18 protein-coding genes are annotated in these 20,456 nt (G+C 64.3%); 3 read left to right on the top strand and 15 right to left on the bottom strand.

The features are described from left to right. The first annotated feature begins 25 nt into the window (after positions 1-25). The 3 genes from MG068_RS00090 (at position 26) to MG068_RS00080 (ending at position 3,475) form a co-directional block, all read left to right on the top strand. Entirely contained in the window at positions 26-1,228 is a 1,203-nt protein-coding gene (locus MG068_RS00090) for an amino acid aminotransferase (protein ID WP_071228662.1), read from the top strand. Between the two features lie 414 nt (positions 1,229-1,642). After that, positions 1,643-2,659 (top strand): class 1 fructose-bisphosphatase, encoded by a 1,017-nt coding sequence (locus tag MG068_RS00085; RefSeq protein WP_014035428.1) that lies wholly within the window; start codon positions 1,643-1,645, stop codon positions 2,657-2,659. Positions 2,660-2,767: 108 nt separating this feature from the next. Then, positions 2,768-3,475 carry a 2OG-Fe(II) oxygenase gene (locus MG068_RS00080; protein ID WP_132808665.1) on the top strand — a complete coding sequence of 236 codons (708 nt, stop codon included), beginning with the start codon at positions 2,768-2,770 and terminating at the stop codon, positions 3,473-3,475. Between the two features lie 54 nt (positions 3,476-3,529). On the opposite strand, the gene MG068_RS00075 is transcribed toward MG068_RS00080, so the two are convergent. The 15 genes from MG068_RS00075 to dnaA form a co-directional block, all read right to left on the bottom strand. After that, on the bottom strand, positions 3,530-4,621 hold the full coding sequence (locus MG068_RS00075; RefSeq protein ID WP_132808663.1) for a PA0069 family radical SAM protein: 1,092 nt from the start codon (positions 4,619-4,621) through the stop codon (positions 3,530-3,532). 101 nt (positions 4,622-4,722) lie between these two features. Continuing rightward, positions 4,723-5,466, bottom strand: a complete 744-nt coding sequence (locus MG068_RS00070) for a pyridoxine 5'-phosphate synthase (RefSeq protein ID WP_032129279.1) — start codon at positions 5,464-5,466, stop codon at positions 4,723-4,725. A gap of 9 nt (positions 5,467-5,475) precedes the next feature. After that, positions 5,476-5,745 carry a hypothetical protein gene (locus MG068_RS00065; protein ID WP_032129280.1) on the bottom strand — a complete coding sequence of 90 codons (270 nt, stop codon included), beginning with the start codon at positions 5,743-5,745 and terminating at the stop codon, positions 5,476-5,478. A 40-nt stretch (positions 5,746-5,785) separates the two neighbouring features. Then, complete coding sequence (gene cls / locus MG068_RS00060) at positions 5,786-7,246, bottom strand: cardiolipin synthase (RefSeq protein ID WP_049420915.1); 1,461 nt, start codon at positions 7,244-7,246, stop codon at positions 5,786-5,788. A gap of 159 nt (positions 7,247-7,405) precedes the next feature. Next, positions 7,406-7,819 (bottom strand): ExbD/TolR family protein, encoded by a 414-nt coding sequence (locus tag MG068_RS00055; protein ID WP_005411740.1) that lies wholly within the window; start codon positions 7,817-7,819, stop codon positions 7,406-7,408. Between the two features lie 3 nt (positions 7,820-7,822). Further along, positions 7,823-8,248: an ExbD/TolR family protein gene (locus tag MG068_RS00050; protein ID WP_005411739.1), complete on the bottom strand. Its 426-nt coding sequence runs from the start codon at positions 8,246-8,248 to the stop codon at positions 7,823-7,825. A 62-nt stretch (positions 8,249-8,310) separates the two neighbouring features. Then, positions 8,311-9,072, bottom strand: coding sequence for a TonB-system energizer ExbB (exbB, locus tag MG068_RS00045; RefSeq protein ID WP_049420916.1), 762 nt, complete (start codon positions 9,070-9,072; stop codon positions 8,311-8,313). A gap of 94 nt (positions 9,073-9,166) precedes the next feature. Further along, a complete protein-coding gene (locus MG068_RS00040; RefSeq protein ID WP_049420917.1) occupies positions 9,167-9,835 on the bottom strand; it encodes an energy transducer TonB in 669 nt (222 codons plus the stop codon). A 143-nt stretch (positions 9,836-9,978) separates the two neighbouring features. Continuing rightward, positions 9,979-11,166, bottom strand: coding sequence for a tetratricopeptide repeat protein (locus tag MG068_RS00035; protein ID WP_049420918.1), 1,188 nt, complete (start codon positions 11,164-11,166; stop codon positions 9,979-9,981). Positions 11,167-11,298: 132 nt separating this feature from the next. Next, the gene (locus MG068_RS00030; RefSeq protein ID WP_032128510.1) at positions 11,299-12,105 is read right to left on the bottom strand and encodes a M48 family metallopeptidase; all 807 of its coding nucleotides are present in this window, start codon (positions 12,103-12,105) and stop codon (positions 11,299-11,301) included. Between the two features lie 71 nt (positions 12,106-12,176). Beyond that, on the bottom strand, positions 12,177-13,022 hold the full coding sequence (locus MG068_RS00025) for a CPBP family intramembrane glutamic endopeptidase (protein ID WP_107432540.1): 846 nt from the start codon (positions 13,020-13,022) through the stop codon (positions 12,177-12,179). Between the two features lie 67 nt (positions 13,023-13,089). Beyond that, positions 13,090-15,549 carry a DNA topoisomerase (ATP-hydrolyzing) subunit B gene (gene gyrB, locus MG068_RS00020; protein ID WP_032128508.1) on the bottom strand — a complete coding sequence of 820 codons (2,460 nt, stop codon included), beginning with the start codon at positions 15,547-15,549 and terminating at the stop codon, positions 13,090-13,092. Between the two features lie 112 nt (positions 15,550-15,661). Then, entirely contained in the window at positions 15,662-16,756 is a 1,095-nt protein-coding gene (recF, locus tag MG068_RS00015; protein ID WP_032128507.1) for a DNA replication/repair protein RecF, read from the bottom strand. 992 nt (positions 16,757-17,748) lie between these two features. Further along, on the bottom strand, positions 17,749-18,849 hold the full coding sequence (gene dnaN, locus MG068_RS00010) for a DNA polymerase III subunit beta (RefSeq protein ID WP_005411731.1): 1,101 nt from the start codon (positions 18,847-18,849) through the stop codon (positions 17,749-17,751). A gap of 275 nt (positions 18,850-19,124) precedes the next feature. After that, on the bottom strand, positions 19,125-20,456 hold the full coding sequence (gene dnaA / locus MG068_RS00005) for a chromosomal replication initiator protein DnaA (protein ID WP_005411730.1): 1,332 nt from the start codon (positions 20,454-20,456) through the stop codon (positions 19,125-19,127).

Below are 20,456 nucleotides of genomic sequence, written 5' to 3'. Positions count from 1 at the left end.
TTCCGTCTACCGAACGAGTACCGCCGTGTCCTTCTTTGCAAACGTGGAACTGGTCCCAGGCGACCCGATCCTGGGCCTGACCGAGGCGTACAACGCCGACAGCCGCCCGACCAAGGTCAACCTGGGTGTGGGCATCTACTACGACGAGAGCGGCCGCATTCCGCTGCTGCGCGCCGTCAAGCAGATCGAGCAGCAGCTCGCCAACGAGGCCAAACCGCGCGGCTACCTGCCGATCGATGGCCTGCCGGCGTACACGCAGGCGACGCGTGAGCTGGTGTTCGGCAAGGACTCGCCGCTGCTGGCCGCCGGCCGCGTCACCACCGCACAGACCGTCGGTGGCAGCGGTGCGCTGCGTGTCGGCGCCGATGTGCTGAAGAAGCTGCTGCCGCACGCCACCGTTGCGCTGAGCAACCCGAGCTGGGAAAACCACCGTGCGGTGTTCAGCGCCGCCGGTTTCGACGTGCTGGATTACACCTACTTCGACCCGGCCACCCATGGCGTCGATTTCGACGGCATGCTGGCCGACCTGGGCAAGCTGGACGCCGGCACCGTGGTGCTGCTGCACGCCTGCTGCCACAACCCCACCGGTGCCGACCTCACGGTCACCCAGTGGAAGCAGGTCGCGCAGCTGCTGAAGGACAAGCAGCTGTTCCCCTTCATCGACATGGCCTACCAGGGCTTCGACAAGGGCATCGAGCAGGACGGCGCCGCCGTGCGCATCATCGCCGAAGCCGGCATCGACAGCTTCATCGTCGCCAACTCGTACTCCAAGTCGTTCTCGCTATACGGCGAACGCGTGGGTGCGCTGTCGATGGTGGCGCCGACCGCCGCTGACGCCAAGGCCGTGCAATCGCAGGTCAAGCGCGTGATCCGCACCATCTACTCCAGCCCGTCCACCCACGGTGCCGCGCTGGTGGCCGGCGTGCTGACCAACCCGGAACTGCGTGCGATGTGGGAGCAGGAGCTGACCGAGATGCGCGAGCGCATCCACGCCCTGCGCCAGGGCCTGGTGGAGAAGCTGGCTGCCGCTGGCGCGCCGCAGTTCGGTTTCATCAACGAGCAGGCCGGCATGTTCTCCTACTCCGGCCTGAGCCGTGAGCAGGTCGAGCGCCTGCGCGACGAGTTCGGCATCTACGCCGTCGGCACCGGCCGCATCTGCGTGGCCGCGCTGAACCAGAACAACCTGGAATACGTCGCCAAGGCCGTGGCCACCGTCGCCAAGGGCTGAAACAACGCTCCAGTGGTTTGAAGACAAAGGCGCCGAAAGGCGCCTTTGTTTTTTGCTCTTGCTCTTGCCATCCCACCGCGCTCGCGGCGAACCCTGAAGCGCGCGGCGACGCACACCGTGGCCAGGACCGTGAGGCGCATAGATGCGCCGATCGAGCCCCCATGGGTGAGGGCGCTTTGCCTGCGAAGCACTTCTTCGCAAGCGCCCGAACGGCCTGCCGCCAGCGGCTGGGCCGGACCCCGGAGGGGGGTTTACGGCGTGTCCTGGTCACGGTGTGCCTCGCCCTGCGCCTCCATGAAGGAGTGCGCCGACAGCGCAACGCATCTGGAAACGATTACGCCTTCCCGCGCTCACGCACGGCCCCGCCATACGGGCGACAATAGGCGTTTTCCCGCTGCCGAGACCTGCCCGACCATGTCCCGTACTTCGTTGACCCGCTTCCTGATCCAGGAACAGCACGCCGGCCGCATCAATGCCGACCTGCGCCAGCTGATCGCGGTCGTCGCCCGCGCCTGCACCAGCATCTCCATCGCCGTCAGCAAGGGCGCCCTCGGTGGCGTGCTCGGCGACGCCGGTACCGGCAACGTGCAGGGGGAAGCGCAGAAGAAGCTGGATGTGATCAGCAACGAGATCCTGCTCGAAGCCAACGCCTGGGGCGGCCACCTCGCCGCCTGCGCCTCGGAGGAAATGGACCACAGCCAGCCGGTGCCGGATATCTATCCGCGCGGCGATTTCCTGCTGCTGTTCGATCCCCTCGATGGCAGCTCCAACATCGACGTCAACGTCTCCGTTGGCACCATCTTCTCGGTGCTGCGCTGCCCGACCAACGTCGAACTGCCGGGCGATGACGCCTTCCTGCAGCCGGGCAGCAAGCAGATTGCCGCCGGCTACTGCATCTACGGGCCCAGCACCCAGCTGGTGCTGACCGTCGGCCACGGTACCCATGCCTTCACCCTGGACCGCGAGAAGGGCGAGTTCGTGCTGACCACCGAGAACATGCAGATTCCGGCGGCCACCCAGGAATTCGCCATCAACATGTCCAACCAGCGTCACTGGGAAGCGCCGATGCAGGCCTATGTCGGTGATCTGCTGGCGGGCAAGGAAGGCGCGCGCGGCAAGAACTTCAACATGCGATGGATCGCCAGCATGGTCGCCGACGTGCATCGCATCCTGACCCGCGGCGGCATCTTCATCTACCCGTGGGACAAGAAGGATCCGTCCAAGGCCGGCAAGCTGCGCCTGATGTACGAAGCCAACCCGATGGGCCTACTGGTCGAACAGGCCGGTGGCGCTGCCTGGACCGGCCGCGAGCGCATCCTCGACATCCAGCCCGACCAGCTGCACCAGCGCGTGCCGGTGTTCCTGGGTTCGCGCGAGGAAGTGGCTGAAGCCGTGCGCTACCATCACGCGCACGACGACGCGCAGGGCTGACGGCCTATCGCCTGACAGCGGTCATGGCAGTTCGATGACATGACCGTGGGGTGACACCGAGGGCGGCAAACGGCACCATCAAGCCGTTGCCGCCTAAGGAATGCACGCATGCACGAGCAGGGCCCGGTCGATTTCATCGAAGTCATCCACAATGCCGTCCCCAGCGAGGTCTGCGCGGCCATCGTTGAGCGCCTGCGCGCTACGCGTGGCCTGCAGCCCGGTGCGGTGGGCAGTGGCGTGTTCCCGGAACTCAAGCACAGCAAGGATCTGCGCATCAGTGGCCTGGACGGCTGGCAGGATGTCGAACAGCAGCTGCAGATCGCGGTATTCAATGGCCTGCTGACTTATCTACGCCGTTATCCACAGGCGTTGATCGCGCCGCTGATGTTGCAGGTCCAGGACAGCAACGGCCAACCGCGACGCCTGTCTGCCGAGGACTTCCCCGACATGCCGCAGCAGCAGCTGGCCGATCTGGCCCGCACCTGCCTGCGCCCGGGCGCGATCAACCTGCAGTGGTATGCGGCAGGCGAGGGCGGCTACCCGTACTGGCACTGCGAGTTGTACCCGAAGGATGCGCAGGCCGAGACCCTGCACCGGCATGTGCTGTGGACGCTGTACCTCAACGACGACTTCGAAGAGGGCGAAACCGAGTTCCTGTTCCAGGGGCGGAAGATCGCGCCGCGCACCGGCAGCCTGCTGATTGCGCCGACGGCGTTCACCCACACCCATCGTGGCAATCGGCCGCAGGGTGGGGACAAGTTCATCGCGACCAGCTGGATCCTGTTCCAGAGTGCGCAGAAGTTGTTTGGGGGGTAGAGTCGAGCTTGCTCGACTGCCTTTACGTCTCCAGTCGAGCAAGCTCGACTCTACTCAGAACAACGAACCCTGTGGCGAATCCTTCTTCGGCGGCAGCGGCTTCTGGAACCGGCTGCAATCCAGCTTCGGCCAATGGCTGTTCTGCGCATTGAAGCCGAGACGCTTTCGCGCCAGCTTGAAGCGGTTGTTCAACAGATCGGCATACACGCCCTGGCCCCGCATGCGCGTGCCGAACTGGCTGTCGTAGTCCTTGCCGCCGCGCAACTGCTGGATGGTACTCATCACATGTGCGGCGCGATCTGGATGATGGGTGTCCAGCCACTCGCGGAACAGCGGCGCCACTTCCAGAGGCAGGCGCAGCAGCACATAACCGGCGGTGCTCGCACCTGCGTCGTGTGCGGCCTCCAGCACCGCTTCCAGTTCGCTGTCGTTGATCCACGGAATCACCGGCGCCACCATCACGCCCACCGGAATGCCGGCGTCATGCAGGCGCTTCATCGCGCGCAGCCGTGCGTGCGGCGCCGATGCGCGCGGTTCCAGCTTCGCGGAGAGGTGCGGGTCCAGCGAGGTAACCGAGAAATGCACGCTGACCAGGTTCTCCGCCGCCAGCGGTGCAAGCAGGTCGATATCGCGCTCGACCAGTGCGTTCTTGGTGATCAGCGAGAAAGGATGCTTGGTCTCCAGCATCACTTCGATCAGTTGGCGGGTCAGCTTGAACTTGCGCTCGATCGGCTGATACGCGTCGGTGTTGATGCCCAGCGCGATCGGCTGCGGCACGTAGCCCGGCTTCGACAGCTCCCTGCGCAGCAGTTGCGGCGCATTGGTCTTGGCGAACAGCTTGGTCTCGAAGTCCAGGCCTGGCGACAGGTTCAGATAGGCGTGCGAGGGGCGCGCGAAGCAGTAGGAGCAGCCATGCTCACAACCGCGGTACGGATTCACCGATTGGCTGAAGCCGACGTCCGGTGAGGTGTTGCGGCTGATGATGCTGCGTGCGGTCTCGGCACGTACTTCAGTGCGCAGACGTGGGGCGAGGAATTCCTCGCTCTCATCGACCGCCCAGCCGTCGTCCACCGCCTCGCTGACGGTGCTTTCAAAGCGCCCGGCAAGGTGGGACGTGGAACCTCGGCCCTTGATCGCGATACCCATTGCGGCAGGTTACGCCGCAGCCGTCTCAATGGCTGCGACGGCTGCCTGAAGGGTTCAGCGCGGTGCTGCGTCGAGCATGGCTCAACGCTACAGGAGAGCGGTCAGAGCAACGCCAGGTACCCGCGCACGGTGGCATCCAGGCCGTCGTACAGCGCCTCACCGATCAGCGCGTGGCCGATCGATACCTCCAGCACGTCCGGCACGTTGGCCAGGAAATCGCGCAGGTTGTCCTGCGACAGATCGTGGCCGGCGTTCACGCCCAGGCCAACGGCCTGTGCACGGCGTGCGGCAGTGGCGAACAGCGCCAGCATCGCGTCAGCATCACCAGCCGCATGCGCCTCCGCATAGGGCCCGGTATACAGCTCGATGCGGTCCGCACCCACTTCGGCCGCCTGCTCCAGCAACGGGTTGCCGGCATCGACGAACAGGCTGACCCGGCAACCCATCGCTTTCAGTTCGGTGATCAATGGGCGCAACCGCTCGGCATCGCGCTCGAAGTCGAAACCGTGGTCGGACGTGATCTGCCCATCGCCATCCGGTACCAGGGTGGCCTGCGCCGGGCGGGTCTGCGCGCACAAGGGCAGCAGGCCGGGGTAGCCCTCGCGGGGCGGTGCAAACGGGTTGCCTTCGATGTTGAATTCGACGCCACGGGCACGGGTCAGCGTGGACAGGGCCAGCACGTCCTCGGCGGTGATATGACGGCGGTCCGGTCGCGGATGCACGGTGATGCCATGCGCGCCGGCATCCAGGCAGGCCTGGGCGGCGCGTACCACGTCCGGTTCGGCACCGCCGCGCGAATTGCGCAGGACGGCGATCTTGTTGACGTTGACGCTGAGCTGGGTCATGGAACGAAACTACTTGGAAAGAGGGGATGGATCGTGATCGTTGGGGTCATCACCCCGGCGGGCCTGGGCCTGTTCGCGCAGGCGGCGCAGTTCTTCGGCATCGACCAGTGTGGACGGATCGCGCTGTGGATCACCGAAACGGGCCACATAGCGGCCGCGTACCCAGGCCAGCAGGAAGGCGAGGGCGGCCAGCAGGCACAGGGTCATCAGCCCGGGGCTGGGGGTCTTCAGCGCGAAGGCGAAACAGCCCAGCGCCAGCAGCAGGTACAACCAGTACATAGTCGGGCTCCCCGGATGATCGGCGCAGTGTAGCGCTGCGTCAGAGCAGCGGCGAGGCCAGCCGGGCGAAGGCCTCGGGCAGGCGGTGCAGCCACAGCGAACGACCGGCCTGGTCGTGCACCCGCGTGGAACGGTCGAATTCGCCCTGCAGCAGTTCGGCCAGCGCAGCCACCCGGTCACGGTCGCTGATCATCATCGACAGCTCGAAGTTCAGCCGGAAGCTGCGGTGATCGAAGTTGGCACTGCCGACAATGCAGACGTCGTCATCGGCGATGAAGGCCTTGGTATGCAGCATGCGCGGGCCGTACTCGTAGATCTTCACTCCGGCATGCAGCAGCTCGTCGAAGTAGGAGCGGGCGGCCTGGGTGACGAACCAGGAATCGCTCATCTTCGGCACCAGCAGGCGCACGTCCAGCCCGCCCAGCGCGGCCGAGGTCAGTGCCATCCGCGCCGCTTCGCCCGGCACGAAGTAGGGCGTGACCAGCCAGACGCGCTCGTGCGCTTCCTGGATCGCCGCCACATGCAGGCGATGGATCGTTTCCCAGCCCGAGTCCGGGCCGGAGACCAGCACCTGGGCGTTGATCGCACCATCGCCGCGCAGCGGCATGTCGGCTGGCCACAGACGCGCGATGTCCATCCGCGAGGGATCCTGTCCACTGGCGTAGAGCCAGTCCTCGGCGAACACCAGCTGCAGGCTGCGCACGACGTGGCCGCGGATGCGCATGTGCAGGTCGCGGTAGGCATCCGCCCTGCGGCTTTCATCCTCGTCGTCGGTGATGTTGATGCCACCGGTGAAGGCGAGGCGGCCATCGATGATCACCAGCTTGCGATGCGTGCGCAGGTTCAACCACGGGCGCTTGAACGGCTTCAGCAGCTGCCGTGGGTGGAACCAGATCGCTTCGCCACCGGCGTCGAGCAGCGGCTGCAGGAAGCGCCGGGGCAGGGCCGACGAACCTACCGCGTCGAGCAGCAGGCGCACCTGCACGCCGGCCCGCGCACGTTCCACCAACGCGTCGCGCAGGGCGGTGCCGGCGTGGTCGGGGTTGAAGATGTAGTACTCCAGGTGGACGTGATCGCGGCTCTGCGCGATGGCGTCCAGCAGGGCCGCGTAGGTTGCCGCGCCGTCTACCAGCCAGGTGACTTCGGTGGCGCTGCTCGGCGCCAGCCCGGTGGTGGCCTGGGCGATCTTGGCCAGCTCAGTGCAGTCGGCATCGGGCGGGCAGACGTCGCTGTAATGCTCCATGCCCGAGCGCGCACGCCCACGACGCAGGCGCTGCCGCTTCACCTTCTGCGGGCCCAGCAGGTAGTAGATGAACAGGCCCAGATAGGGCAGCAGCGCCAGTGACAGGATCCAGCTCAGCGTGGCCACTGGCTCGCGCTTCTGCAGCATGATCCAGCCCGCCAGCGCGAACAGGTACAGCAGATAGGCGACCGCCAGGATCGTGCCAAGGTGGGCGATGCCGTCGAGCCAATGGCGCAGGGAGTCGAAGAGGGCGAGCATCCGCCGATCATAGCGGGCGCGTGCTCCCTGATGGGGTCAGATCCCTTTCCTGCGGGAAAGGGATCTGACCCCGACGGGCCCCGCAGGCACAAAAAAAGACGCCCCTGTTTCCAGGGGCGTCTGCAGTCGCGTCATGACTGTTGTGTTGCGGTGTAGCGTTTACTGCTGCACAAAACCGATCTTCTTCATCTGAGCATTCTTCGCGGCGGCCAGAACCTTGGCCATCACGTCGTACTCGGAATCCGGGCTGGCGTCGATGCGCAGCTCCGGCTGGTTGGTCGGGTCACGCTGGACCTCCTGCTCCATCCGCTGCTGCAGCTCGCTGGTATTGATCGGGCTGTTGTTCCACGAGACCTGGTTGCTGGCGTCGATCTTCAGTTCGATCGGCGGCGGCGGTTCGACCAGCTGCGGCGGTGGGTTGAGCACGCGCTGCGGCAGGTCCACGGCGATCGGGTACGTCATGATCGGCGCGGTCACGATGAAGATGATCAGCAGAACCAGCATCACGTCCACGAGGGGCGTGACGTTGATGTCTGCCATGGGGCCCTTGCCACCACCACTACTGAATGCCATGGCTTATTGCCCCTTTTCTTTGGTCGCGACGAAGCCGACGTCCAGCATGCCCTGCTCCTGCGCGACCTTGGTCAGGTCGTTGATGACGCGCATCTTGGTGGTGCGGTCACCACGCAGGTTCAGCGGCGGCTGCGGGGTCTGCTGGGCGGCGGTCGCCAAGCGCGACTCGAGAGTCTGCTTGTTGATTTCTTCGTCGTTCCAGTAGATCGAGCCGTCTTCCTTGACTGCCAGGGTGATCGGTCCGGAACGCTTTTCAGCATCTTCCGGCTTCTGGATCAGGTTGGCTTCCGGCAGATCCACCTTGACCTTGTGGGACATCAGGGGCGCCGTGATGATGAAGATGATCAGCAGCACCAGCATCACGTCCACGAGGGGCGTAACGTTGATGTCGGCCATGGGGCCGCCGCTGTTACCACTACTGAAAGCCATAACGGGCTCCGTCTAGATCTTGGTGACTACTTACGTTCGTCGCTGGGTGACGCGCGCCGCAATTAGCGGACGCGCGAGCCGGTGGCGAAGAAGTCGTGCAGGTCGTGCGCGAAGGTATCGAACTTGCTGATGGTCGCGCTGTTGATCTTGCTGAAGAAGTTGAAGGCGAACACGGCCGGGATCGCGACGAACAGACCGATCGCGGTCATGATCAGCGCTTCACCCACCGGGCCGGCAACGGCGTCGATCGAAGCGGAGCCGGTGGCACCGATCTTGATCAGCGCGCCGTAGATGCCCCACACGGTACCCAGCAGACCGACGAACGGAGCAGTTGCACCGACGGTGGCCAGCAGGGTCATGCCCGACTGCAGCTTGTTGCTTTCGCGGGTGACCGCCTGACGCAGAGCGCGGTCGACGAACTCCGAACGGCTCAGGTTCTCACCGACGCCGCCGGTAGCACCGCCTTCAGCGCGCTGGTGGTGGGCAGCTGCCTGGGCAGCGTCCAGGGCGATCTTCGAGAACGGCTCGGAAGCCGGCTGTTCTTCCATCGCACGGATGGCGTCCTGCGCGTTCGGGGTGTCCCAGAACAGGCTGACGACGCGATCAGCGGCGCTCTTCAGGCGGGTGGCGCGGAAGATGTTGATGACGGTCCAGTACCAGGACATGGCCGACATGATGACCAGGGTCAGCAGCACGACCCAGGAAACCGCGAAATCACCCGGCTTGGTGGTCATTTCGTGGATCAGGTGCTCGAAGCCCATCTGCGACAGGGCGTTGGACGGATTGCCCCCGGCAGCAGCGGCGATGAAAATTTCCTGCAGCATGACGCTTACCTTTGTTGTGTGTGGTGATAAAGGGTGTAGCTAAGCTAAACAATCGAACTGGGAGCGGGGGTGGCCAGGTGGCCACCCGGACGCATCAGTTCAGCGCAAAGTTGACCGGGACGCGAACGCGACCTGCCGCCTTCTTACCGCCAGATTCAGCGGCGTTGAAGCGCCACTTGCGAGCTGCTTCCATCGCAGCACGGTCCAGGTCGCGGTTACGGCTGGACTTTTCCACCGTGACATTGGTGACGTTGCCGTTGGCATCGACATCAATGATCAGGATCACTTCGCCCTGGATACCCGCGCGGAAGGCTGCCGGCGGGTAACGCGGCGGATTCATGGCCTTCGAGGAGATATCCACGCTGGCCTCGATCGAGGTCGGCGGAGCCGGCGGCGCGGGCGGCGACGGCGGGGTGACGATATCGTTCGGACGCGGTTCCGGCACGTCCACGACCGGCGCCTGCGGCGGCGGCGGGACCGGCGACGGCTTCGGCGGCGACAGATTCTTCACCGGCGGTGGCGGAGTATCCTGCGGCGGCGGCGGCGGCGGCGGCGGTGGGGGCGGCGGCGGCGCGTCGACGATGGTCACCATGACGTTGCGCTCCTTCTCAGCCACGGCCTTGGGAGCCACGGCGGGGATCAGGAGCATCATGAACGCGGCCAGATGCAGGGCAATTACAAACGCGATGCCGACGATGCGAGGCCAGCTCAGCCCCTTGTCATCGGGTTGTTCGTACCGGTGAACGACTAGTTGTTCCGTCATGCGCCAAGAGCTCAATAGTGGGGCCGGGATGCCGGGGGCGGAATCCCTGATCAGCGGTGCATGACACCGCAGGAACCTCCAAGCTTATACCAATCCTGAGCGCCTGCGCATCAACTGAGCAGGCATTCAGGCGTTATTCCTACTTACTTCAGGTTGATGATTTTTTTTGCATCAGCCTGGTTCTTCACACCCTTCGCCAGCGCCTGCTGGGCGGCCTGCTTGGCCTCCGGGATGCGACCTTCGGCATGCAGGACGCGTGCCAGGTTCAGGTAGGTCTCACCGTCCTTGGACAGCGGGGCAGCCTTCTGCCACGCATCGATCGCCTGCGGCACCTGGTCGGAGTAGTAGTAGGACTGGGCCAGCGCCAGGTAGACCTGGTAATCCGGCTTCAGGATGCCCTTCTGCAACCCTTCGTTGATGACCGCGATGACGTCCTTTTCCTTGTGTTCGGTGTTGGCATAGATCGAGTACAGCTGCTTGTACTCGCGCTCTTCGGTGAGCTGGCCGCTGCTGCGCAGCTTGTCCATCACCGCAGCCGCCTTGTCCATCTGGTCGGCCTGCATGTACATGCTGGCCAGGTTCAGCTGGGCCTTCTTGTCATTCGGGTTCTTGGCGGCCAGTGCCTCGGCTTCCTTCACCGCTTCACCGGACTGGCCGGCTTCGGAGAGGGCCGCCATCAGCAGCTGGTTCCAGTTGTCCTTCGGTTCGGTGGCGCCGGCGATGGCCTGCTTCAGCACCGGGATCGCTTCCTGGTAGCGCTCCAGCTGGTACAGCGCCTGGCCCTTGGCGATCAGCTCTTCCGGCTTGGTCGACTTGCTCTCGGCGAAGTACTTGTCCAGGGTCGCCAGGCCTTCGGCGGTCTGGTCTTCCTGCAGCTGCAGCTGGCCCAGCATCAGCATCGACTGGAAGTGCCCGTTGTTGTCCAGGCCGTTGAACTGCAGGACCTGCTTCAGGTAGGCCACGGCAGCCGGGGTGTCGTCGGTCTGGTAGGCGGCCTGCGAGGCCAGCTGCGCGGCCAGCGACTTGTCGTACTCGTTCGCGGCGCTGTCAGCCAGGATCGCGTCGGCCTGCGTGCGCGTCTCCGGGAACTTTTCCTTGTTGTAGCTGTCGATCATCTTCTGCAGCTTGCTGCCCAGCTTGGCCGATGCCTTGACGGTCGGCTCCTCGCGGGTCGCGTTCGGGTACAGCGCTTCGGCCTTGGCCTGCTTGCCGCCGCGGTTGCCACGCTCGGAGGAACGCGAGGACTGCGCGAAGGCATCGGTGACCACGGCGCCGGTCAGGGCGGTCGCGACGAGGACGGAAAGCACAGCTTTGTGGTTACGGAAAATCATCGTTCACCTCGATCGAACCGCCGGATAGCGGCAAAGTCGGACTGTCAGAAAAATCTGAGCCGCCAAACGTATCAGAAACAGATGGCGTGAGAAATCGTTTTATGTGCTGCAATACAGCATAGAACTGCGCACTCATCCGCACTTTGGCCGCAGCCCGGCCGCCTGCGCCTGCTGATAGACCGGCGTCAGTCCCGGTGCATCGCGTCGCAGTTCCTGGATACGGTTGGCTGGATCGGGGTGGGTGGACAGCCATTGCGGGCTGCGGCCGCCACTGGCGGCCATCATGTTCTGCCACAGGTCGACCGCCTGCGCCGGGTTGAAACCGGCCTGGGCCATCAGTCGCTGGCCGATCACGTCGGCCTCGCTTTCCTGGGTCCGTGAACCGGGCAGCAGGAAGGCGGTCTGCGCGCCCATGCCCCCGAGCTGGTTGACGGTGCTGGCAGCGCCTTCTCCGTAGGCCGCGCCGGCCAGCGCACCGAGCACGGCCAGCCCGGTCTGCGCACCCATCTGCCGGGTGATGCGCTCTTCGTGGTGGCGGGCGATGACGTGGCCGATTTCATGGCCGATTACGGCAGCCAGCTGATCCTGGTTCTTGGCGACGGTGAAGATGCCGGTGTTCACGCCGACCTTGCCACCGGGCAGGGCGAAGGCGTTGGGCTCCTTGTCGACGAACACGGCCGTCTCCCACCGTACGCCACGGTATTGAGGCGGCAGCTGCGCGACCAGGGCGTTGACCACGCACTGCACGTAACCGTTCTGGCGGCCGTCGGTGCTGATCTTTTCCTTCTGCTTGGTTTCGGCGAACGCCTGTGCGCCGAGCTGGTCCAGCTGCGCCTGCGACACCCCGCCCACCATCTGCCGACGGCCGGTAGGAGAGGTCGTGGTCGCGCAGGCGCTGACCAGGGTGGTGATGACAAGGGCCAGCAGCAGTTGTTTCATGGATCCACCCCCGTGTTCATATGCGCAGTGTGTAGCGTAGCGGCTTAATCTTTCGTCAAGCGGACACGGCGCTACGTTGCCCCGAAGAACACAAGCGCGGCAAGCGCCACGCCGTTGTTCAGCGCGTGCGCGGTGATCGCGGCCCAGAGCGTGCCGGTGCGCTGGTACAACCAGCAGAACGCGGCACCCATGCCGCCATAGACCAGCCACAGCTGCGCGATCTCGGCCGGGCCGTTGGCACTGGTGCCAGGGATTTCATGGATCAGGGCGAAAGCAAGGCTGCTCAGTACCACGCCCAGCCACGGGCGCCCGGCCTTCCACAGGCGGCCAAACAGCACGCGGCGGAACAGCAGCTCCTCGTAGGCCGGTGCCAGTACCACCGCGAACAGCACCAGGAACAACGGGAAGCGCGCGATCGCGCTCTGCATCAGCGCCAGATTGGTGGGAACCGGCTCGATGCCGAACTGCTTGGCCAGGAAGGCGATGCCATTGCTGCCGAGCACGATCAGGGTCGCCACCAGCAGGGTCCAGCCCCAGGTGGAGGGACGGCGCAGCGCCTGGCGCGACGCGTGGCGCTCGGCGGCATTGGCCGGCCGTCGCCAGAAGTACAGCAGCAGCGCGGCGCCGCCGGTGGCAAACAGCGCCATGAGAATCTGCGCAAGCGCGCCCGGCTGGCCCAGTGATGCCGCTACCGAACTGGGGTCGGGGGCGCCAGCGCCGGCCTGCGCGTTCGCGTAACCAACCACCACGCCACGGTACAGGCCCCATAGCAGGCCGCTGATCAGGCTCAGGCCGAACAGGGTGACAGCGGCGATACCCAGGTCGATGAAAAACCCCGCCAACGGCGAAACGGCACGCGGCGCGGCAGAAGCCGGCGGAACCGGGGGCGGAGCGGAAACCGGGGCGGATGCGGACATCAGGTACCTGCGTTCAAGAGTCGAAGGCCGGCGCGCCTCCCCGCGCACCGGCCGTGTCCCGATTGTGTCAGATATCCAGGTTTGCGACCTTCAGCGCGTTGTCTTCGATGAAGTCGCGACGCGGTTCGACGACATCGCCCATCAGCGTGCTGAAAATCTGGTCGGCAGCGACAGCATCTTCGATGCGCACCTGCAGCAGTCGACGGGTTTCCGGATTCACCGTAGTGTCCCACAACTGCTCCGGATTCATTTCACCCAGACCCTTGAATCGCTGGATCTGGCGGCCGCGCTTGGCCTCCTCGAGCAGCCAGTTCTGTGCCTTGGCAAAGCTGTCGACTTCGATCGACTTGGCACCGCGGGAAATGGTCGCGCCTTCGCGGACCAGACCGTGCAGCAGCTTCGATGCCTGGTGGATCGCGCGCAGTTCTCCGCTTTCGAAGGCCGACATCGGCAGCACCTGGATGTGCTGTTCGCCCATGTGGCGACGGGTCACCAGCACAGCGGCCGGGCGCTCATCGTTGGCGTCCTGCAGTTCCAGCGTGAAACGCGGGCTGCCCAGGCTGCCCTGGTTGAGACGCTTGGCCAGTGCATCCAGGCCCTCGCCTTCGCCGGCAGCGCGCAGGCTTTCCAGGTCCATCGGGACGAAGTCGACCAGCGCTTCAAGCAGGTTGCGGTCGTAGCGGTGTGCGTTGCGCTCGATCGAATCCAGCGCCGCCGCGTAGGCCAGCAGCAGCTTCTCCAGCGCCAGGCCTTCGATGCCGGGCTCGCCGGTGGCCGGCACCAGTGCAGCGTTTTCCACTGCGCTGCTGGCCAGGTAGCTGTCCAGCGCCGGGTCGTCCTTCAGGTACAGCTCCTGCTTGCCCTGCTTGATCTTGTACAGCGGCGGCAGGCCGATGTAGACGTAACCGCGCTCGATCAGCTCCGGCATCTGACGGTAGAAGAACGTCAGCAGCAGGGTGCGGATGTGGGCGCCGTCGACGTCGGCGTCGGTCATGATGATGATCTTGTGGTAACGCAGCTTGTCCGGGTTGTACTCGTCACGGCCGATGCCGGTGCCCAGCGCGGTGATCAGCGTACCCACCTGGTCGGAGGACAGCATGCGATCGAAACGCGCGCGTTCCACGTTGAGGATCTTGCCGCGCAGCGGCAGCACCGCCTGGTTCTTGCGGTTGCGGCCCTGCTTGGCCGAACCACCTGCCGAGTCACCCTCGACGATGAACAGTTCGGACAGCGCCGGATCCTTTTCCTGGCAGTCGGCCAGCTTGCCCGGCAGGCCCGCGATGTCCAGCGCGCCCTTGCGGCGGGTCAGGTCGCGGGCCTTGCGCGCGGCTTCACGTGCACGTGCGGCATCGACGATCTTGCCGGCGATCGCCTTGGCTTCGTTCGGGTTTTCCTGCAGGAACTCTTCCAGGCGCGCACCGAAGGCATTTTCCACCGCCGGGCGCACGTCGGAGCTGACCAGCTTTTCCTTGGTCTGGCTGGAGAAGCTCGGGTCCGGCACCTTCACCGACAGCACTGCGATCATGCCTTCGCGCATGTCATCGCCGGTCAGGTTGATCTTGGCCTGCTTGGCGATGCCGTTCTGCTCGATGTAGTTGTTGAGCACACGGGTCAGCGCACCGCGGAAACCGGCCAGGTGGGTACCGCCGTCCTTCTGCGGAATGTTGTTGGTGAAGCAGTACATCGTCTCCTGGTAGGAGTCGGTCCACTGCAGCGCCACGTCCACGACGATGCCGTTGTGCTCGCCGGTGACTGAAATGACGTTCGGGTGCAGCGGGGTCTTCAGCTGGGCCAGATGCTCCACGAAGCTGCGGATGCCGCCTTCGTAGTGGAAGTCATCGCGACGGCCATCGCCACGCTCGTCGGCAAGGACGATCTTGACGCCGGAGTTCAGGAACGACAGCTCGCGCAGGCGGCGGGCCAGGATGTCGTAGTGGAATTCCACGTTGTCGTGGAAGGCGACGGTCGACGGCCAGAAGCGCACGGTGGTACCGCGCTTGGTGGTGGCTTCCAGCTTGGCCAGCGCAGTCACGGCTGCGCCGTTGCTGAATTCCTGCTGGTAGTGGGAGCCATTCTGGAACACGTCCACCAGCAGCTTCTGCGACAGCGCGTTGACCACGCTGACGCCGACGCCGTGCAGGCCGCCCGAAACCTTGTAGCTGTTGTCGTCGAACTTGCCGCCTGCGTGCAGGACGGTCATGACCACTTCGGCCGCAGACACTTCGCGACCGAGCTTGGCGCTCATCTGCTCGTGCTTGCCGGTCGGAATACCACGGCCGTTGTCGGACACCGAGACCGAGCCGTCGGCGTGGATCGTCACTGCAACGTGGTCGGCGTGGCCGGCCAACGCTTCGTCGATCGAGTTGTCGACGACCTCGAACACCATGTGGTGCAGACCGGTGCCGTCATGCACGTCGCCGATGTACATGCCGGGACGCTTGCGGACAGCCTCCAGGCCTTCCAGGGCGGTAATGCTGTTGGCGTCGTAATTGCCGTTGTTTGCCGGGGTGTTCTGTTCGTCGCTCATTGCGCTTGCCGTAGGCTCCGCAGGTCGGGCACCGCTTGGGGCGATGCGCCGAGAATGAAAGGATTCCAACCCGAATTATACCAGCCGGGGTCGAGCGGCCCTGGTGTGCCCACTATGGCACAGCCACGATCTGTGCATGTTCCACGTGGAACCGGGCGATGTGGGTCAGTTCCTGCAGCGCCGCCGGGGTTTCGGTGGCGGTGATGAAGATCTGTGCCGGCCCATTGAGCAGGCGCTCCAGTACCCGCGCCTGATGGGTGCGATCCAGCTCCGAGGCCAGATCGTCCAATGCGATCACCGGCCATTCGCCTCGCTGTTCCGCATAGTCCTCCGCCTGTGCCAACAGGCACGCCAACGCCGTCAGCTTGGCCTGGCCGCGGGACAGCGCATCACGACCTGGAATGCTGTGGAAATCCACACTCCAGTCCGCGCGGTGCGGGCCCACCGAGGTATACCCGGCCTGCCGGTCACGTTCCCGGGCCAGAAGCAGGGCATCGGCCAAGGGAAGCTCGTGCCGCCGCCAACCGGGGCTCAGCTCCAATCCCTGGATACCGAGCTGTGGAGCGAGGCTGGCGGCCAAGGCGACCGTGCGCTGCTGCAGACGCTCCAGGTAGTGCTGGCGGCGGCTGGTCAGTGGTTCTCCTGCCTCGGCCAGCTCGTGATCCCAGGTATCGAGCATCCGCGACGGCCCGCCCTGCTTGAGCAGGGCATTGCGCTGCTTCAGCGCCCGGGAGTAGCGACGCCACAGGGACAGAAAATCCGGTTCCACGTGGAACAAGCCCCAATCGAGGAAGCGGCGGCGGGGTTCACCACCACCACTGACCAGTGCATGGCTCCCGGGCTCGAACGTCACCACGGCCAGCGCTGCGCAGAGATTACCCAGCTGTGCGACATCCTCGCCGTCCAGTCGCCCCTTCCAGTCCTGACCACTGTGGCGCAGGCCGGCTTTTCGGCGGTGGGGCGGGTGATGGGCACGCTGTTCGTCCCATTCCACGAAGATTTCCAGAGCTTCCTGGCCCTGGCGTACCAGACCGTCGCGCACCCGGCCACGGAAGCTGCGGCCATAGGCCATCAAGTGCAGGGCTTCGAGCACGCTGGTCTTGCCAGCACCGTTGTCGCCGGTCAGCAGGTTCAATCCCGGCTGGGGCGACAGGTCCACCGCACTGAAACGACGCAGTTGATGCAAGGCGAGGCGGCGGATCTGCATGGGGCGCGAAAGACCATCCGCACAAGGCGGTAGAGGGGCAGGGAATCCATCAGCTTACTGCATCGGTCAAGCCAGCCGTGCCGCCCCAAACATCGCCACTGTGCTGAAGCTTCCGTCTGGCGACCCTACGCGTGTTCCACGTGGTGGCGCTCCCTCACGTGGGCTCGCCTGGGTCTGGATACGCCCGGGAATCCTTGAATTCTGAGCGGCGGCACAGGGTACCGGCCCTCAGATTTCAGCGATTTCAGCCTCATTCTGCGAGCATCGCCAGGTGCCCCGACGGTGGTTTGCGCGAACACCGCGCAGATTTCTTGAAATCTACGATGCGATGCCCTGGAGGGTTCCACAGATTTCAAGGAATTCGAGTCCGCCGTTTCACACTGTCCACAGCAGGTCTGTATGACTTATACACAAGGTATGGGCAAACTGTGGATAAAAAAGCCCTTTTGCCCGACCTGCGAAACTATCCACAGGTTCCCCCCCAGCCTGAGGGGCCTCTATACAGGGGGTTTCAGGTGCATAAATCTCTTCAAAATCAAATAGATAATGCATTTCTCCACGAAATCTGGGCCTACCATCACCACCATGCTTTAGATTTATACCCAGATTTAGAAGCTAGGCCGGCCCAGATCCGACCCCAACGAGACCTGTGGACAGTGGCGTCTGCAGATGAAGCAACCGCAGCGTTGCGACCCACGATCTGCTTCACCCCTCCGGCAAGTTCGGGGAACGTGCATCAGTCTGAAGACCCAGAACGACATACTCGATCGAAAGCGGCTGGACAGCGCTCACGCTCACAACCTGGATTCCAATCGCTCAGCACCGATTGCATCGGAAGGGCAGCCAGGATCAATCGGCAACCAGCAATCTCAAGGAAGCCATTCACCCATACCAGGAGATCCGGCCATCGCGATGCTCCACGTGGAACCTGCAAAAAAAAACGCCCGGGAAGATCCCGGGCGTCGTTCGGTTCCACGTGGAACAGCCTGCTGTCAGAGACGCAGCGGCATCACCACATGGCGCGACTTCTCGCTGCTGGATTCACGCACCAGCGCCGAGGAGTTGGAGTCGCGCAGCTGGATGATGACTTCCTCGTCGCGCAGGGCGGAAAGGGCGTCCAGCAGGTAGTTCACGTTGAAGCCGATGGCCAGATCGCTGACCGTGGTGTCGGCTTCGATCTCTTCCTGGGCTTCTTCCTGTTCCGGGTTGTGCGCGCTGATCTTCAGGTTGCCCGGCGAGACTTCCACGCGGATGCCGCGGTACTTCTCGTTGGACAGGATTGCGGCACGCTGCAGCGAGGCACGCAGTGCTTCGCGATCAACCTTCACTTCGCGGTCGGCACCGATCGGAATCACCGCTTCGTAATCCGGGAAACGGCCGTCGATCAGCTTCGAGGTGAAGGTGACATCGTCGCGCTTGACGCGGACGTGGCTGCGGCCGACTTCCAGCTCGATCTCGCGATCGCCGCTCTCCAGCAGGCGCTGCAGTTCGGTCACGCCCTTGCGCGGCACGATGATCTGGCGCTTGGAACCACTGGGCTTGGCCAGGTCGGTTTCACACAGCGCCAGGCGGTGGCCGTCGGTGGCGACGGTACGCAGCGCATCGCCGCGCAGATCGAACAGCAGGCCGTTGAGGTAGTAGCGCACGTCCTGCTGGGCCATCGCGAACGCGGTGCGCTCGATCAGTTCCTTCAGGGTCGCTTCGCCGATGGCCACGCGCTCGGTGGCTTCCACTTCGTCAACCGACGGGAAGTCGTTGGAGGGCAGGGTGGCCAGGGTGAAGCGGCTGCGGCCGGCCTGCACGGTGATCTTGTCACCGGTCTGCGAGACGGTGATCCGGCTGCCGTCGGGCAGAGCACGGATGATCTCGAACAGCTTGCGGGCGGGGATGGTGGTTTCGCCGTCCTGGGCATCTTCAACCGCGATCCGCGACACCATCTCCACTTCCAGGTCGGTACCGGTCAGCGACAGCTGGCCGTTCTGCACCTGGACCAGGAAATTGGCCAGAACCGGAAGGGTCTGGCGGCGTTCGACCACGTTGACGACCTGTGCCAACGGCTTGAGAAAGGCTTCGCGCTGCAGTGTGAAACGCATGTGGTTCCGTGCCCCTATGCTTTAAAAAATGTGGAATAAATCAAAAGCTTGGTGGTGCTGGTAGAGACAGAATCGCTGGAAAACAATGCTAAGTCTTTGTAAATAAAAGAGTTTCAGGCATCGAAACCCTCTGTATTACCGACCCCCAGGGGGTGGGGAAAGCTGTGGATAGATCTGGCGCCATTTCAAACGCCATTTTTATCCACAACGTGTCCCGCGCTTGCTACCGGATTCTGCACCGTTTTGTGCGATGACGCCTCATCGGCATCCGTGCATCATTCGCTCAGCTTCCGGATCAGCTTGTCCCAGTCCTCGCGGAGCTTGCCGTCGGTTTCCATCAGGGTCCGGATCTGGCGGCAGGCATGCAGCACCGTGGTGTGATCGCGACCGGCAAAGGCATCGCCGATCTCGGGCAGGCTGTGCTCGGTCAGTTCCTTGGTCAGGGCCATGGCGACCTGGCGCGGGCGGGCCAGCGAGCGGGTCCGACGCTTCGACAGCAGATCCTTGATCTGCAGGCCGTAGTAGTCGGCGACGGTTTTCTGGATGTTGGGAATGCTGATCGCCTGCTGCTGGGCGCGCAGCAGGTCGCGCAGGGTTTCCTGGGCGAATTCGGTGGTGATCGCGCGGCCGGTGAAATTGGCGCGGGCGGTCAGGGTATTGAGCGCACCTTCGAGGTCGCGCACGTTGGAGCGCATCTTCTTGGCGATCAGGAACGCAACATCATCGGGAATCTCGGCACCGCGTTCGCGTGCCTTGGCCAGCACGATCGCGGCGCGGGTCTCGAAGTCCGGCGGTTCGATCGCGACCGACAGACCCCAGGCAAGCCGCGATTTCAGGCGCGCTTCCAGGCCCTCGACTTCGCGCGGATAGCGGTCGCAGGTCAGGATGATCTGCTGCTTGCCATCGAACAACGCGTTGAAGGTGTGGAAGAACTCTTCCTGGGTGCGGTCCTTGCCGGCGAAGAACTGGATGTCATCGATCAGCAGCGCGTCCACCTGCTGGAACTGGCGCTTGAACTGATCCATGGTCTTTTCCTGCAGGGCCCGGATCATCGCGCTGAAGAACTGTTCCGAACGCAGGTACAGCACCTTCGCACCCGGATTGGCCTGGCGCATGGCGTTGCCGGCGGCGAACATCAGGTGGGTCTTGCCCAGGCCGGTGCCTCCGTACAGCAGCAGCGGGTTGTGCGCGCGGTCGCCCGGCTTCTGCGCTGCCTGGAAGGCGGCGGCCAGGCCCAGCTGGTTGCTGCGGCCTTCGACGAAGTTGGCGAACGTGTAGTGATTGTCCAGGTTGCCGGCAAACGGCACCTGCGGTTCGCTGGACACATGCGCCGACGGCGTGGAAACCGGCGCGTTCTGCGCCTCCACGGGACGCGGGCGCGAGCCGATTTCAAGAAAAACGTCGCTGAAACCGGCGAAATGGGCCAGCAGTTCGCGGATCCGGGCCAGGTACAGCTCGCGGACCTGGTCGACGATGAAGGCATTCGGTGCATACAGCACCAGGCTGTCCACGCGCAGATCGGCCTGCAGCGGCTTCAACCAGGTATGAACGTCTTCCGGCGGGAACTCCGCTTCGAGGCGCTCGAGACTACGGGACCAAGCATCCAT

Source organism: Stenotrophomonas sp. ASS1 (genome assembly GCF_004346925.1).
GTDB classification, from domain to species: Bacteria; Pseudomonadota; Gammaproteobacteria; order Xanthomonadales; family Xanthomonadaceae; genus Stenotrophomonas; species Stenotrophomonas maltophilia_A.
The sequence above is the reverse complement of the archived record's forward strand: the minus strand, read 5'-3'. Positions and strand labels throughout refer to the sequence as shown.

Coding starts and splice junctions, on each gene's coding strand:
- MG068_RS00085 (WP_014035428.1), top strand. CDS start 1,643: ATGTCCCGTACTTCGTTGACCCGCTTCCTGATCCAGGAACAGCACGCC.
- MG068_RS00080 (WP_132808665.1), top strand. CDS start 2,768: ATGCACGAGCAGGGCCCGGTCGATTTCATCGAAGTCATCCACAATGCC.
- MG068_RS00075 (WP_132808663.1), bottom strand. CDS start 4,621: ATGGGTATCGCGATCAAGGGCCGAGGTTCCACGTCCCACCTTGCCGGG.
- MG068_RS00070 (WP_032129279.1), bottom strand. CDS start 5,466: ATGACCCAGCTCAGCGTCAACGTCAACAAGATCGCCGTCCTGCGCAAT.
- MG068_RS00065 (WP_032129280.1), bottom strand. CDS start 5,745: ATGTACTGGTTGTACCTGCTGCTGGCGCTGGGCTGTTTCGCCTTCGCG.
- cls (WP_049420915.1), bottom strand. CDS start 7,246: ATGCTCGCCCTCTTCGACTCCCTGCGCCATTGGCTCGACGGCATCGCC.
- MG068_RS00055 (WP_005411740.1), bottom strand. CDS start 7,819: ATGGCATTCAGTAGTGGTGGTGGCAAGGGCCCCATGGCAGACATCAAC.
- MG068_RS00050 (WP_005411739.1), bottom strand. CDS start 8,248: ATGGCTTTCAGTAGTGGTAACAGCGGCGGCCCCATGGCCGACATCAAC.
- exbB (WP_049420916.1), bottom strand. CDS start 9,072: ATGCTGCAGGAAATTTTCATCGCCGCTGCTGCCGGGGGCAATCCGTCC.
- MG068_RS00040 (WP_049420917.1), bottom strand. CDS start 9,835: ATGACGGAACAACTAGTCGTTCACCGGTACGAACAACCCGATGACAAG.
- MG068_RS00035 (WP_049420918.1), bottom strand. CDS start 11,166: ATGATTTTCCGTAACCACAAAGCTGTGCTTTCCGTCCTCGTCGCGACC.
- MG068_RS00030 (WP_032128510.1), bottom strand. CDS start 12,105: ATGAAACAACTGCTGCTGGCCCTTGTCATCACCACCCTGGTCAGCGCC.
- MG068_RS00025 (WP_107432540.1), bottom strand. CDS start 13,022: ATGTCCGCATCCGCCCCGGTTTCCGCTCCGCCCCCGGTTCCGCCGGCT.
- gyrB (WP_032128508.1), bottom strand. CDS start 15,549: ATGAGCGACGAACAGAACACCCCGGCAAACAACGGCAATTACGACGCC.
- recF (WP_032128507.1), bottom strand. CDS start 16,756: ATGCAGATCCGCCGCCTCGCCTTGCATCAACTGCGTCGTTTCAGTGCG.
- dnaN (WP_005411731.1), bottom strand. CDS start 18,849: ATGCGTTTCACACTGCAGCGCGAAGCCTTTCTCAAGCCGTTGGCACAG.
- dnaA (WP_005411730.1), bottom strand. CDS start 20,456: ATGGATGCTTGGTCCCGTAGTCTCGAGCGCCTCGAAGCGGAGTTCCCG.